This is a genomic window from Amycolatopsis sp. NPDC058278, assembly GCF_042881395.1.
Lineage (GTDB): Bacteria > Actinomycetota > Actinomycetes > Mycobacteriales > Pseudonocardiaceae > Amycolatopsis.
The window spans coordinates 52,142-65,504 of sequence record NZ_JBHVXZ010000052.1 but is presented as its reverse complement, the minus strand read 5'-3'; the positions used below and the strand labels follow the sequence as shown (position 1 = coordinate 65,504).

The window sequence follows — 13,363 nt, the reverse complement described above, 5'->3', positions numbered from 1 at the left end:
GCTGCGTACCCGGCTCGCTCAGCCTCGGCTTCGATCGGGAGCGTCAGCCCCGGTCGTAGTCGAAGTCGCTGTCCGCGTCGTGGTCGGCCCAGACGTCGTCGTCGTCCGTGGCGTCGGCCACCGCCGTGACCGAGTGCGCCGCGGCACCGCCCACACCCGCCGCGGTGTACCAGGCGTGGTAACCCGCGTAGTCCGGCACGGCCACCGCGTGCGCACCCTCCGACGATGCGCCGTACGGGCCGGCCGTCAGCTTCTCCGCGTCGTACGTGGCGTGGTGCTCGCCCGCGTGGCTCACGACGTGCGCCGAGGTGGCGCCGTCCGCCCCGGCCGAGTGCTGCTCGGCGTAGTAGCCGACGTCGTCGGCGTCGTCGTCATCGGCGTCGTAGACCGGGTGGACGACGTAGCCGGCCGGCTCCTGGTTCACCGGGTCGGGGTGGCTCACGGCGTGGTGGTGCTCGATCACGTCGGGGGCGTCGTCGTCGTAGTCGCCGGTGACGTAGTGGTGGTGATCGTCGCCGTCGTAGTCGCAGTCGTCGTCGTCCCCGTCGTGCCAGCCGTTGTGCACCGGGTGGTGCCAGGCGTGGTTCCAGCCGTCGTCGCCGGACTCGCCGCTGTGCGTCACGGCGGCGCCGCCGATGCCGGCCACGGCCGAGTCCGAGTCCGACCAGTGGTGTCCCCACCAGGTCGAGCCTTCGTCGGTGTCGGTCGTGCCCGCGCCGCCGATGCCGGCCCAGCTGCTGGAGCTTTCGGCGCTCCAGGAGTCGTGCGGCCAGCCGAGCGGGTGCGCCGTCGCCGGCCCGGCGATGACGAGGGAAAGCGGCAGCGCGAAAGCGCCGGCGACAGCCAGTCGTCGCAATGTGGACATGATTTCTCGGGGTTCCTTCCTGAGTGCGGCAACCGGGTTTCATTCGGGGCCCGGAGGCCGGGGCAGAAGTTCTGTCCGGTCGGTCACGTTACCGTCACCTTGGGGTCACGATGGGGCGTTGACCTGCGCAAATACCCGATCGGTGCGCGGGAACCGCCAAGTGGAGGACAGTCGCGGAATGGGGTCGGACCAGCCTAGTTCGCCGCCGCGGTAGTGGCCGGAATGAATGCCGGTAAATCACTCGCTCAGGTAGTCCTCCGTTTAGCGGAAAGAACCGTGGTACGGAGCGGGGGGCGGCTCGGCGGGACGACGCGGCCGCCGTCGGCCGATCGACCGCGGCCACGTTCGGCCGGCCGGCTGCCCGGAACGCGGCAGGTGGCGCAGCCGCGGGCACCCCGGACAAGCGTCCCGAGCGCCGGCCCGGCGGGGAATTCCGGCCACGAGCCGCCGCCGGACCACGATAACAGAGCCGTCCATCGATTGTTCCCACGGTATTCACAGTCGTGGAGTAATCACTGCTTTTATCGTTACCTGGTATACCCGAAAAGCGCGGAAATGGACTCGTTCGGACCACGCCGTTGCGCGGTCAATTGCGTAGGTTCACGGCATGTCGCCGATCAGATCCATTCTGGCTGTCGTTCTGCTTGCCGCGTTCCTCGTGCCACCCGGACCGGCGGTGGCCGCCGACGCGGTGACGCCCGGACCGGTGTGCGATCACCAGCCACTGGCGGACACGACGGCCCCCGCGGGTGCGGTCGCCATCGAAGCCGCGGTACCCGGCGACCTCTACCACAAGTCGCAGGAGTCGCCGCCCGGCACGACGTTCTGGTTGCCCGCGGGCACGCACCTGCTGGCGGCGGACCCGTTCGGGCAGGTCATCCCCAAGGACGGCGACGTCTACCTCGGCGCCCCCGGCGCGGTGCTCGACGGGCAGGGCATCAACCGCGCGGCCTTCACCCAGCAGGCGAAGGACGTGGTCATCCGCGGGCTCACCATCCAGAACTTCGTCGCCCCGCAGGACCAGGGCGTGGTGAACCACGATTCCGGCGAGCATTGGATCATCGAAAACACCACCGTGCAGAACAACAAAGGCGCGGGAATCATGGCCGGTGCCCGCCAGGAGGTACGGCACAGCTGCCTGCGCAACAACGGGCAGTACGGCATGAACGCCTACCGGTCGGACAGCACGATCACCGCATTGATCATCGAGGGCAACGAAATCTCGGGCAACAACACCGATGACTGGGAAACGCGCAACCCCGGCTGCGGGTGCAGCGGCGGGATCAAGTTCTGGGTGGTCGACAAGGCCGACGTCCGCGGCAACTGGATCCACCACAACCACGGCGCCGGGCTCTGGGCCGACACCGACAACAACGACTTCCTGATCGAGAACAACCTCATCGAGGACAACGACGCCGAGGCGCTGTTCTACGAGATCAGCTACAACCTCGTGTTCCGCGACAACGTCCTGCGCCGCAACAGCCTGGTGGCGGGCAAGCGCCGCGGCGACCGCGGCGACAACTTCCCGGTGGCGAGCGTCTACCTGTCCGAGTCGGGCGGCGAGCCGCGGGTGCCGGCCCGGACCCACCTCATCGACATCTACGACAACACCTTCGAGGACAACTGGTCCGGCGTCACCGCGTGGGAGAACGCCGACCGGTTCTGCAACAGCCCGGCGAACACCTCGATCAACACCTGCACCAAGCTCGTCGCCGACCGGACGCAGTGCTCGGCGCCGGGCATCGAGTCCCCGCCGCTGTACGACGACTGCCGCTGGAAGACCCAGCTGGTCGAGGTGCACGACAACACGTTCCGCTTCGATCCGGCCCGCGTCGGCTGCGCGAACGGGAACTGCGGCAAGATGGCGCTGCTGTCCAACTACGGGACCTACCCCTCTTGGTCGCCGTACAAGGGCACGCTGGTCCAGGACGCCATCACCCGCGACCAGGGCAACTACTGGTTCAGCAACTCCTACTACGGGCCCTGGCAGTTCGTCGCTGGCGACACCTCCCGGATCCTGACGGCCGACCAGTGGCAGTCGACACCCTGGTACCAGGACAACTGCGCGTCCTTCGACGACGTGATGCCGCGCTGTTGAGTGGTGCCGCGCGGCTCAGTGCGCGGAGAGCAGCCCCAGCACCGCGGCGGACTTCGCTTCGTCCAGGAACCGCAGGCCCATGAAGTTGTCGCCGGCGGTGAACCCGGGCAGCGCCCAGATCGCCTCGTAGGGCAGCTCGACGCGCCGGTAGCGGCGCAGGCTGTAGACGTTGCTGAACACGCACTTGCCCGGGTCCGGACGCCAGAGGCGGCGCGCGAACGCGGGGTTGCGGAACCCGTGGCCCACCTCGGCCGTGGCCTGGACGTGCTTGCGGCCGGTGAAAAGCACGACGTCACCGGTGGTCACGGTGTCCATCCGGCGGTCGTACTTGTCCTTGGCGCCCCAGAACCGGGCCCGGCCGCCCGGGTGCAGGGCGTCGAGGCGGGCGAGGTCCGCGGGCTCGAGCAGGTCGGCGAGCTCGCGGAAGGCCACGGTCCGGTCGAGGGATTCCGCGCCGTAGCGGCGGGCGTCCGCGGTGCCGTAGGCGGGCTGGACGAAGACCTGGACCACGGTGGAGAACGGTAGCTCAGCCGCCGTGGGTGGTGTCGCTCTGGTAGTCGGTGTAGGTGTACGGGTTGTCGAGGATCTTCGCCTCGGGGACGTCCGGGTTCATCCCCTGCCGCCACGCCTCCTCCCCCAGCTGCGTGCGCAGGTGCGCCACCGTCTCCTCGATGCGCCGCCGGACCGCGGGCAGGTCGACGCCGACGAGCTTGCCGTCGCGCTTGACGACCCGGCCGCCGACCAGCACGGTGTGGACGTCGGCGCGCTGGGCCTGGAACGCCACGTGACCGTAGGGGTTCAGCAGCGGGAACGACACCGGGGAATCGTCGTTCTTCAGCAGCACGACGTCGGCTTTCTTGCCGACCTCGAGACTGCCCAGGTCCGAGCGGCCCAGTGCCGCGGCGCCGCCGCGGGTGGCCCACTCCACCACCTGTTCGGCCCGCAGTGCCGCGTGCGTCACCGTTTCGCCCTTGGCGTGGGCCTCCAGGTGCTCCCGGGACCGGTCGGCGCCCAGGGTGGCGCGCATGGCCGAGAAGAGGTCGCCGCTCCACCACACCGAGGTGTCCATCGACAGCGACACCGGGATGCCGTACTTGCGCAGCGCCCAGGTGGGCGGGTAGCCCTGGCCGGCGCTCTGCTCGCTTTCGGTCGAGACCGACACCGAACCGCCGGTGGCGGCGATGCGGTGGTAGGAGTCCGCCGACAGCGAGGCGCCGTGGACGTAGATCGTCTCGGGGGTCATGAACCCGTGGTCGTACATCAGCCGGATGCCGTCGTCGCCGGTCGCGCCCCACACGCCGGCGTGCGTGGTCACCGGCACGCCGAGGTCGCGGGCCACTTCGAAGGCCGGCTTCTCGGGGAACGCCGGGTCGCCGGTGACGTCGAAGGCGAGCTGGAAGCCGAGGTCACCGCCCGTGCGCCGCGAGACGAAGTCGCGGAACTCCCCCGTGGCCGTCCAGTTCGCCGGGGCGTCCTGGATGTTGCCGTAGGCCAGGACGAACCGGCCGGGGACGGCTTCGAGCGCGTCGGCCGCCGCGTCGGCGTGCCGGGTGGTCTGCAGGCCGTGGGACCAGTCGACAGTGGTCGTGACGCCGGCTTCCAGGGCTTCCCACGCGCCGAGCAGGTTGCCCGCGTAGATGTCCTCGGGGCGGAACACCTTGCCCCATTCGAGGTAGTACCAGACGAAGTACTGGGTCAGCGTCCAGTCGGCGCCGTAGCCGCGCATGGCCGTCTGCCACAGGTGGCGGTGGGTGTCGATCATCCCCGGCAGGACGATGCCGCCGGAGGCATCGATCTCGGTCGTGCCCGCCGGGACCTCCAGGGCGGACCCGATCGCGGTGATCCGGTCGCCTTCGACGAGGACATCTTCGCCGGTGAGGACGCGGCGGGCGTCGTCGAGGGTCAGCACGGTGCCACCCCGCAGGACGATCGATCCGGACATGACTGCCTCCATTACGAACAGTGCGTACACTTGTCCGCTCTACGGACACTCGGCGGGTGCCGCCACTTTCGTCCAGCACCGCGCCGGTGTCAATCCCCACGGCTACGCTGCGGGCAGGACTGCAGAGGGAGGTGGCGTCATGCCACGTGAGGGAACCGGTCCCGACTTCATCGAAGCGCTGGCGCGCGGGCTCGAGGTGATCACGGCGTTCGGGCCGCACCGGCCGGAGATGACGCTCGCCGAAGTGGCCACCGCCACCGGCCTGGCCCGCCCGACCGCCCGCCGGATCCTGCTCACCCTCGAAGAACTCGGCTACGTCCGCACCGACGGGCGCGGCTACGCGCTCACGCCGCGCGTGCTCGACCTCGGCGTCGCCTACGTGCGCTCGATGGGCCTGTGGGACGTGGCCCGGCCACACCTGGAACGGCTGGTCGCGCGCACGAACGAGTCGTGTTCGATCGCCCAGCTCGACGGTTCGGACATCGTCTACGTCGCCCGGGTCGCGGTGCCGAAGATCGTCGGCCTCAGCGTGCAGATCGGCACCCGGTTCCCCGCGTTGCCGACGTCGCTGGGCAAGGTCCAGCTGGCGGCGCTGCCGCCGGACGAGCTGGAGGCGGTGCTGGCGGAACCGACCCGGTCCGGGCTGGTGCCGCGCTGGCAGCCGGACCGCGCCGAGCGTGACGCCGAGCTGCGCGAGGTCCGCGCCCGCGGCTGGGCGCTCACCGACGAGCAGCTCGCGCTGGGCATCCGGTCGGTGGCGGCGCCGCTGCGCGACGGGTCCGGGCGGGTGATCGCCGGCGTCAACGTCAACTGCCACGCGGCCGAGACCCCGGTCGAAAAGCTGCTCGAACACCACCTGCCGCTGCTGCTGCAGACCGCCGGGGAGATCAGCGCGGACTTCGCGCGGCTGGACAGCGTCCCGCACGTCACGGTTCCCGCGGCACCTTGACCGCGGCGGCACTCGGGAGCAAACTGCGGACATTAGTCCGACAGGCGGACACGAGTGGAGGCGTCGCGTGGAACCACCCTCCGGCCCGCTGTCCGGGCTGCTGGTCGCGGACTTCTCCCGGGTGCTGGCCGGCCCGTACGCCACGATGCTGCTCGCGGACCTGGGCGCGGACGTCGTCAAGGTCGAGGGCCCGCAGGGCGACGAGACGCGCACGTGGATGCCGCCGGTGCGCGGGGACGTCTCGACCTACTACCTCGGCGTCAACCGCGGCAAGCGGTCCATCGCGCTCGACCTGCGCGACGAGGCCGACGCCGTCGTCGCCCGCGAGCTGGCGGCCCGCGCGGACGTGCTGATCGAGAACTTCAAGCCCGGCGGGCTGGCCAAGTACGGCCTGGACTACGACACTGTCCGCCGGGCCAATCCCGGCAGCGTCTACGCCTCGATCAGCGGGTTCGGAGCCGGCGAAGGCGCGCACGTGCCCGGCTACGACCTGATGGTGCAGGCGATCTCGGGCCTCATGAGCCTCACCGGCGATCCGGACGGCCCGCCGTACCGGGCCGGGATCTCGGTGTTCGACGTCATGGCGGGCAACCACGCGGTGATCGGCATCCTGGCCGCGCTGCGCCACCGCGACGCGACCGGCGCCGGCCAGCACGTCGAGGTCAACCTGCTGTCCTCGGCGCTGACCGGGTTGGTCAACCACAGCTCGGCCTACGCCGCCGGTGGCGTGGTGCCCTACCGGATGGGCAACGCCCACCCCAGCGTGTTCCCCTACGAGCCGCTGCCGACCGCCGACGCCGACCTGATCGTGGCCGCGGCCAACGACGGGCAGTTCCGGCGGCTGTGCGAGGTCCTCGACCTGCCCGAGGTCCCGGACGACCCGCGGTTCGCCCGCAACGCCGATCGCACGAAGAACCGGTCGGAGCTCCGGCCGATCCTGGTCGAGCGGCTGGCGCAACGCGGTGCGGTGGACTGGTTCGACGCGCTGACGAAGGTCGGTGTCCCCTGTGGACCGATCAACACCATCGACGGCGGGTTCGCGATGGCCGAGCGCTTCGGGCTGGACCCGATCGTCGAGGTCGGCGACGGCGACCGCGCGGTCCCGACGACCCGCCACCCCATCCGGTTCTCCGCGACCCCGGCCGGCTACCGGCTGCCGCCGCCGGAGCTCGACGAACACGGCGCCGAACTGCGGGCGTGGCTGACGGAGGCCGCCGATGGCTGACCCGGTCTACGAAACCGCCCTCGGGGCGTCCACGAAGGACAAGATCACCCTGCTCGGGCACGACCTGGCCGAAGACGTCATGGGCACGGTCGGGTTCGGCGAGCTCGCCTTCTGGCTGGCGACCCAGCGACGTCCGTCCAAAGGGGAAACCAGGGTCTTCGAGGCGGTGCTGGCCGCGCTGGCCGACCACGGCTTCACCCCGACCGCGATCGTCACGCGGCTGACGTACCTGTCCGCGCCGGACTCGGTCCAGGGCGCCCTGGCGGCCGGCCTGCTGGGCGGCGGGTCGCGGTTCCTCGGCGTCACCGAGGACTGCGGCCGGTTCCTGCACGACGTCCTCACCGGCGTCGAACAGCCCACCGACGAAGCGGGCTGGGACGCGCTCGCGCTCGAAACCGTCGAAAAGTGCCGCGCGGAGCGGAAGTTCGTCCCCGGCCTCGGGCACCACGTGCACAAGGACGGCGACCCGCGCACCCCGCGGCTGTTCACCATCGCCGACGCCGAAGGCCTGCGCGGCCCGCACCTGGAGCTGTTCGCCGCGATCGGCCGGGTGCACCCGCGGGTGCTGGGCAAGACGCTGCCGCTCAACGGGGCCGGGGTCTGCGGCGCCGCGCTCGCCGACCTCGGGCTGCCGCTGGAGCTGCTGCGCGGGTTCGCGTTGCTGGCCAGGACTGCGGGGCTGATCGGCCAGCTCGCCGAGGAGCTGCGCCACCCCGTCGCCAACGACATCTTCCTGTCCGTCGACCTGAACAACCGGTCGGTCCCGCCGGATCCGCACGCGTGAGAGGAACGCCGATGCAGCTGGTCACCGAGGACAACATCACCGAGCTCGCCGCGCAGCGCTGGGCGAGCGCGCACGACCCGCGGACGGCCGAGGTGATGGCCGCGCTCGTGCGCCACCTGCACGCCTTCGCCCGCGAAGTGCGGCTGAGCGAGCCCGAGTGGATGGCCGCGATGCGGTGGCTGACCGAGACCGGGCAGATCAGCAACGACAAGCGGGAGGAGTTCATCCTCGCCTCCGACGTGCTCGGCCTGAGCATGCTGGTGGTGCAGATGAACCACGCCTTCGACGCGAAGGCGACCCCGGCCACCGTGCTCGGCCCCTTCCACATCGACGGCTCGCCGGAGAAGGGGTTCGGCGGCGACATGTCCGACGGCCTGCCCGGCACGCCGCTCTACATCACCGGCACGGTCCGCGGCCTGGACGGCTTCCCCGTCGTCGGCGCGGTCCTCGACGTCTGGCAGGCCGACGAGGAAGGCGCGTACGAGTCGCAGATCCCGGACGTCGACGAGGCCCGGCTGCGCGCGAAGTACACCAGCCGCGCCGACGGGACCTACTGCGTGCGGACCATCGCGCCGAAGGGGTATTCGATCCCGATGGACGGCCCGGTCGGCGAGCTGATCCGGGGCACCGACATCAGCCACTACCGGCCCGCCCACGTGCACTTCCTCGTCAACGCCGCCGGGTTCGAGCCGCTGATCACGCACCTGTTCCAGGAGGGCGCGCAGTACCTGGACAGCGACGTCGTGTTCGGCACGAAGCAAGAGCTGGTGGTCGCGTTCGAGCCGCGCGATCCCGGGCCGACGCCGGACGGCGGCGAATCCGCCCGGCCGTGGCTCGAAGCGCGCTACGACTTCGTCCTGCAGCCGGTGTGACCGCCGGTGCGCGCGGCTGAGCTCCGGACGGCCGGCCAGCCCCCGGTGGTGACCGAGCGAGCGGAGCCGTCACCCGGGCCCGGCGAGGTGGCCGTGCGCGTGACGGCGGCCCCGATCACCCCGCTCGACCTGCTCTGCGCGTCCGGCACGTCCTACTTCGGCGTGCCCGCCACGCCCTACGTGCCGGGCGTCCAGGGGGTGGGAGAGCTGGCGGGGGCACCGGTCTGGTTCGCCACGGCGGCGGGCATGCGACCCGGTGACGGCAGCATGGCCGAGTGGGCCGTGGCCGCGTCCGCCGACGTGGTCGCCCTGCCGGAGGGGGCCGATCACGCCCTGGTCGCGGCGCTCGGGTTGTCGGCCGTCGCGGCGTGGATGTGCTTGACGGGCAAGGGAGAACTCGCCACCGGTGAGACCGTGCTGGTGCTCGGCGCGGGCGGGGTGGTCGGGCAGTCGGCCGTCCAGCTGGCCCGGGTGGCCGGCGCCGGGCGGGTGGTGGCGTGCGCGCGGTCGGACGCGGCACTGGAGCGGGCCCGCCGGCTCGGCGCGGACGGCACGATCCGGCTCGAGGACGGCGAAGACACCGAGGCGCTGGCGCGGCGGCTCGGCGCGGCGGCCGGGCCGGTCGACCTGGTGGTCGACCCGGTGTGCGGGCTCCCGGCCGCGGCGGCGCTGCGCACCCTGCGCCCGGGCGGCCGGCTGGTCAACCTCGGCAGCGCGGCCGGCGAGGTGTGCCCGGTCCCCTCGGCCGTCCTGCGCAGCCGGTCGCTGCGCATCCTCGGCTACACGAGCAACGAACTCACCGCGGGCGAGCGCCGCGAAGCACTCCTGACGGTGGTGGCGCAGATGATGACCGGCGCGCTGACGGTCGGCTACGAGCGCGTCCCGCTGCAGGACGCGGCCCGGGCGTGGAGCAGCCCGGGCCGCGTCGTGCTGGTGCCCTAGGACACCCGGGGCGGGTGTCCGGCTGCACCGTGGTCCGCGACCACCTCGGTCACCGGCCCCCGGGGCCGGGCTTCGGCACATCGCCGATGTAGGGACCGCTTCCCACCCCGCCGACCGGTGACGGGTCGCTCGGGGGTCCGCTCGTCGCGGACGCCACGGGGGCGAGCACGGCGAGCGCGGCCGCGGTGAGCAAAGCGGCAGCTACAGCACGTTTCATCGATGGCTCCTTCGCGTTCCCCCGTATTGTGCGGGATCCGGCTTCCAAACCGCTTCCGCACCCGAATCAGGCGTGGCGGCCGGCTGGTCTTCCTGCCGATCCCGGTCCTCCGGCAACGTCACGACGGAGGCTTGAGGTCCTGGCAGAGCGCGGTGGGGAACTTCGGTTCGACGGCCAGGATTTCGCCGCAGCCGCCGCCCTTCGCCGAGGCGAGGTCGCCCCAGCCGGTGCCCGTCCAGCGGAACGCGACCCGGAGCGCGGGTTCGCCGCGGTGCCGCCGCAGGTCGTGGATCAGCCAGTTCTGGTCGCACGCCCGCGTGGTGCCGGGGTCCTCGGCCTCGGCGCTGAACTCCAGCTGCGCGACCCACACCCGGCTGCAGTGGTCGGCGGGTGGGAAGCAGCCGAGGATCTGGTCGCACCTCTGCCAGCCGCCGGCCACCAGTCCCCAGCTGTCGCCGTGGTTGACGTACACCGGCCGCTGCCCGATCGGTGCGGCCGTCTTCACCGGGAAGTCGGCCGGGGCGTGCGGGCAGGTCGCACCGTCCGCCATCCGGAACAGGACGCCGGCTTCGATCCGGTTGTCGACCTCTTCGACCTGGGCCTGCGGCGCTTCGGCGCAGGTGGGCAGGTTGACGTGCAGCACCGCGGTGTGGTCGTCCGGGCCCGGCCGGACATCGGTGACATACGCGCCCATCGGCGCGGGTGCGGGCGCGGGAGTGGTCGCCGAGGTGGTGACCGGCATGGTTTCGGGCACGGCGGTGCTCTGGTACGGGATGTTCAGCGACAGCACCACGCCGAACGCCAGCAAGCCCAGTGCGAGCACCCCCGCCGTCCACAGCGCGGGCTTGACGAAACTCGACATCGAAGTCCCCCCTCAACATTGCCGGCGGGAGCTTATCCGACGTCGCAAACTCGTCTAGCGGTCGTAGCCCTCGGCGGCCAGCACCTTCCCGATCTGGTCGTAGACCGCCGGGTCGTCCGGGGCCACCGTGGCGAGGCCGTCGACGTAGCGGTTGAACATGCAGAACGCCGCCGCGATCAGGACCGTGTCGTGCAGCTCGACGTCGGTGACGCCTTCCGCGCGGGCCGCCGCGACCAGTTCGGGGGTGACGGCGCGGCCGGTCTCGCGCGCGGCGAGGGCGATCCGCAGCAGCGCCTTCACCTTCTCCCCCACCGGGGCGTCGTCGATCCCGACGCAGGCCGCGTCGACCACCGCGCGACCGCCGTCGAGGGTCTCGGCCGCGGCGGCGGCGTGGCTGCCGTGGCAGAAGCGGCACTCGTTGCCGTTCGACACCACCGCCGCGATCAGTTCACGCTCGCCGACGGTCAGGCTGCTCGGGCCGCGCAGCAGGGTCTGCGCCAGGTGGTTGAGCGGGACGGCGGTCTCGGGCCGGAAGGCCATCAGCGACCGGATGCCGGGCAGCTGCGGGTCGAGCGGGATGTGCGGCATCGGTTCCTCCTGCTGGGGGCGAAAGATCGTCCCGAGCAGTCTCGCGCCCCGCGGCGGCCCGGCCAACCTCCGTGTTGCCCAACCGGACCGCCGCCGAAGAGCCTCCGTGACAACCGGGGCTCCGCCCCGGGCCGGGGGCTCCGCCACCCGGACCCCCGAAAGCCTCAGCCAATTGCGAAATCATCCGCGTAGACGGCACTTTGGCCGTACCAGCCGTGGACGTACACCGTCACCGCACCGGACGCGCCGGTCGTGAACGGCACCGACAGCCGCGTCCAGCCGCTGCTCGAGGTCCACGCGCTCGCGGTGGCCCCGCCGCGGACGCCGACGTAAGCGTAGCTGCCCTGGACCCACGCCGTGAGCGTGTAGGAGTGGTTCGGGGCGAGCGTGACGTTCTGCGCCGCTTCGCCGGTGCCCGACGCCGAGGGCACCACCTGCAGCGCGTGCGTGCCCGCGTGGGCCGGCGAGGCGACGATCGCGTCGCCGGGGGCGGTCCACGGGCTCAGCACGCCGGTTTCGAAGCCGCCGTTGACCACTCCGCCCGCGGGCGGGGTGCCCTTGACGGTGAGGGTGAACGTGGTGCTGTGCCGGCCGGAGGCGGCGGTGCCGGTCACGGTGAGCGGGTAAGTGCCGGGGACGGCGGCCGAGGTGGTGGCGACCGAGAGCGACGCGCTGCCGCCCGCGGTCACCGAACCGGGGCTGACCGACGCGGTGACGCCGGCGGGCGCGCCGGCGACCGACAGCGTGACCTGCTGGGCGGAGCCGGACGTCACGGCGGTGGTCACCGTCGCCGACGCCGAGCCGCCGGGGTCCACCGCCGCCGAGGCGGGGGTGGCGGCGACGGAGAAGTCGTTGCCGGGCACGGAGGTGCCCCCGGTGAAGGGCGCGAAGGCGTGGCTGAAGAACCAGGTGTCCTGGGCGATGCCGGAGCAGTTGTCCGCCGCGGCGCCGCCGGGGCAGCTGCCGTTGTCGCGCTGCAGCGCCCAGAAGGAGAGGGTGTTGATGCCCTTGGCGACGGCCCAGTCGTAGACCGTGGCGGCGTCGGCGGTGGTGAAGGTCTCGGCCGGCCCGAAGTCGTCGACGCCGATCATCTCGGTGATCCCGACCATCGCCCACAGCTGCGCCTGCGTCTTGCCGGGGTAGAGCGTGCCCAGCTGCGAGACCAGGCCGTTCGCGGCGGTCTGGGTGTCGGTGGCCATCTCGTGGGCGGCGTTGTCGTAGTAGTCGAAGGTCATCATGTTGACGACGTCGACGCGGGTGCCGTTGGTGACGGCGTTGCGCAGCACGTTCAGGCCGCTGTCGGCGAGGCCGCGGGTGGTCGTGGGCAGCGTGTAGGAGATCTGCAGCGAACGGCCGGAGGCCGCGGCCCAGTCCTGGACCTTCTTGAGGGCCTTGTTGCGGCGGTCGATCCCGGCGGAGTTGGTCAGCGAGTTGTCCTCGATGTCCATGTCCAGGCGCGGGACGTCGTAGGTGGTGATCACCGACTCGTAGGCGGCGGCGATCGAGTCGACGTTCGTGCAGCTGTCCGCGATTTCGGTGCCGGTGTTGTCGGCGGTGTAGCCGCCGAAGGACGGGATGACGTCGCCGCCGCGGGAGCGGATCGTGGCGATATCGGCGCCGAAGGTGCCGGTGGAGATCGGCATCCCGGTGTCGCCGTTCCAGTACACCGTGCAGGAGCCCTTGGTGGCGGCCTGCAGGAACGCCATCGTGAGGTGCTTGGCGCCGGACTGCTGCGCCAGCGCGGCCGGGCTCTCGCCGGTCCAGGCCTCGAAGTAGGGCGCGAAGACGTGCGCGGGCAGCGGCGTGGCGGCGTGGGCGGTTCCGGCCGCGGCGACCAGCGAACCGGCCGAGAACGCCGCCAGGGCCAGGGAAACGGACAATCGGGAGAAAGATCTGCGTCGACGCATCTGCGCTCCAGAGCCGGCGGGAGCCGTGCGGCGGCGGAGCACGGCGGGAACACCTTCAGGATTGGATCAGACCAATCGGCTCGTCAAGGTCTAGACCACTAAACCGGCCGGA

General features: G+C 71.6%; 13 protein-coding genes. 6 read left to right on the top strand and 7 right to left on the bottom strand.

What is annotated here, in order from left to right; genetic code table 11:
• Positions 1-43: 43 nt before the first annotated feature.
• Positions 44-865, bottom strand: coding sequence for a hypothetical protein (locus ACFVYA_RS26190; RefSeq protein WP_387048638.1), 822 nt, complete (start codon positions 863-865; stop codon positions 44-46).
• Positions 866-1,472: 607 nt separating this feature from the next.
• Here ACFVYA_RS26190 and ACFVYA_RS26185 point away from each other — a divergent pair.
• A complete protein-coding gene (locus ACFVYA_RS26185) occupies positions 1,473-2,963 on the top strand; it encodes a right-handed parallel beta-helix repeat-containing protein (protein ID WP_387048636.1) in 1,491 nt (496 codons plus the stop codon).
• 15 nt (positions 2,964-2,978) lie between these two features.
• Here the strand turns inward: ACFVYA_RS26185 and ACFVYA_RS26180 are convergent, their stop codons facing one another.
• Entirely contained in the window at positions 2,979-3,473 is a 495-nt protein-coding gene (locus ACFVYA_RS26180) for a hypothetical protein (protein WP_387048634.1), read from the bottom strand.
• Between the two features lie 16 nt (positions 3,474-3,489).
• Positions 3,490-4,905, bottom strand: a complete 1,416-nt coding sequence (locus ACFVYA_RS26175) for an amidohydrolase family protein (protein WP_387048633.1) — start codon at positions 4,903-4,905, stop codon at positions 3,490-3,492.
• A 139-nt stretch (positions 4,906-5,044) separates the two neighbouring features.
• Between ACFVYA_RS26175 and ACFVYA_RS26170 the strand changes: the two genes are divergently transcribed.
• The 5 genes from ACFVYA_RS26170 to ACFVYA_RS26150 all read left to right on the top strand — a co-directional run bounded on the left by ACFVYA_RS26170 (position 5,045) and on the right by ACFVYA_RS26150 (position 9,677).
• Positions 5,045-5,854 (top strand): IclR family transcriptional regulator C-terminal domain-containing protein, encoded by an 810-nt coding sequence (locus ACFVYA_RS26170; RefSeq protein WP_285992013.1) that lies wholly within the window; start codon positions 5,045-5,047, stop codon positions 5,852-5,854.
• A 67-nt stretch (positions 5,855-5,921) separates the two neighbouring features.
• On the top strand, positions 5,922-7,079 hold the full coding sequence (locus ACFVYA_RS26165; RefSeq protein WP_387048631.1) for a CaiB/BaiF CoA transferase family protein: 1,158 nt from the start codon (positions 5,922-5,924) through the stop codon (positions 7,077-7,079).
• Positions 7,072-7,863, top strand: coding sequence for a citryl-CoA lyase (locus ACFVYA_RS26160; RefSeq protein WP_285992015.1), 792 nt, complete (start codon positions 7,072-7,074; stop codon positions 7,861-7,863). The genes ACFVYA_RS26165 and ACFVYA_RS26160 overlap by 8 nt, the downstream gene beginning before the upstream one ends.
• Before the next feature lie 11 nt (positions 7,864-7,874).
• Positions 7,875-8,735 carry a dioxygenase gene (locus ACFVYA_RS26155; RefSeq protein WP_285992016.1) on the top strand — a complete coding sequence of 287 codons (861 nt, stop codon included), beginning with the start codon at positions 7,875-7,877 and terminating at the stop codon, positions 8,733-8,735.
• A gap of 48 nt (positions 8,736-8,783) precedes the next feature.
• The gene (locus tag ACFVYA_RS26150; RefSeq protein WP_387048629.1) at positions 8,784-9,677 is read left to right on the top strand and encodes a zinc-binding alcohol dehydrogenase family protein; all 894 of its coding nucleotides are present in this window, start codon (positions 8,784-8,786) and stop codon (positions 9,675-9,677) included.
• A gap of 49 nt (positions 9,678-9,726) precedes the next feature.
• On the opposite strand, the gene ACFVYA_RS26145 is transcribed toward ACFVYA_RS26150, so the two are convergent.
• The 4 genes from ACFVYA_RS26145 to ACFVYA_RS26130 all read right to left on the bottom strand — a co-directional run bounded on the left by ACFVYA_RS26145 (position 9,727) and on the right by ACFVYA_RS26130 (position 13,224).
• Positions 9,727-9,894: a hypothetical protein gene (locus ACFVYA_RS26145; protein ID WP_387048627.1), complete on the bottom strand. Its 168-nt coding sequence runs from the start codon at positions 9,892-9,894 to the stop codon at positions 9,727-9,729.
• Between the two features lie 118 nt (positions 9,895-10,012).
• On the bottom strand, positions 10,013-10,756 hold the full coding sequence (locus ACFVYA_RS26140) for a hypothetical protein (RefSeq protein WP_387048626.1): 744 nt from the start codon (positions 10,754-10,756) through the stop codon (positions 10,013-10,015).
• 54 nt (positions 10,757-10,810) lie between these two features.
• Entirely contained in the window at positions 10,811-11,344 is a 534-nt protein-coding gene (locus tag ACFVYA_RS26135) for a carboxymuconolactone decarboxylase family protein (protein WP_387048625.1), read from the bottom strand.
• Between the two features lie 164 nt (positions 11,345-11,508).
• Positions 11,509-13,224, bottom strand: coding sequence for a glycosyl hydrolase family 18 protein (locus tag ACFVYA_RS26130; protein ID WP_387048623.1), 1,716 nt, complete (start codon positions 13,222-13,224; stop codon positions 11,509-11,511).
• Between the last annotated feature and the right edge of the window lie 139 nt (positions 13,225-13,363).

Bases quoted from the DNA above. Each gene is read 5' to 3' on its own strand.
- ACFVYA_RS26190 (WP_387048638.1), bottom strand. From the start codon at position 865: ATGTCCACATTGCGACGACTGGCTGTCGCCGGCGCTTTCGCGCTGCCG.
- ACFVYA_RS26185 (WP_387048636.1), top strand. From the start codon at position 1,473: ATGTCGCCGATCAGATCCATTCTGGCTGTCGTTCTGCTTGCCGCGTTC.
- ACFVYA_RS26175 (WP_387048633.1), bottom strand. From the start codon at position 4,905: ATGTCCGGATCGATCGTCCTGCGGGGTGGCACCGTGCTGACCCTCGAC.
- ACFVYA_RS26170 (WP_285992013.1), top strand. From the start codon at position 5,045: ATGCCACGTGAGGGAACCGGTCCCGACTTCATCGAAGCGCTGGCGCGC.
- ACFVYA_RS26160 (WP_285992015.1), top strand. From the start codon at position 7,072: ATGGCTGACCCGGTCTACGAAACCGCCCTCGGGGCGTCCACGAAGGAC.
- ACFVYA_RS26155 (WP_285992016.1), top strand. From the start codon at position 7,875: ATGCAGCTGGTCACCGAGGACAACATCACCGAGCTCGCCGCGCAGCGC.
- ACFVYA_RS26145 (WP_387048627.1), bottom strand. From the start codon at position 9,894: ATGAAACGTGCTGTAGCTGCCGCTTTGCTCACCGCGGCCGCGCTCGCC.
- ACFVYA_RS26140 (WP_387048626.1), bottom strand. From the start codon at position 10,756: ATGTCGAGTTTCGTCAAGCCCGCGCTGTGGACGGCGGGGGTGCTCGCA.
- ACFVYA_RS26135 (WP_387048625.1), bottom strand. From the start codon at position 11,344: ATGCCGCACATCCCGCTCGACCCGCAGCTGCCCGGCATCCGGTCGCTG.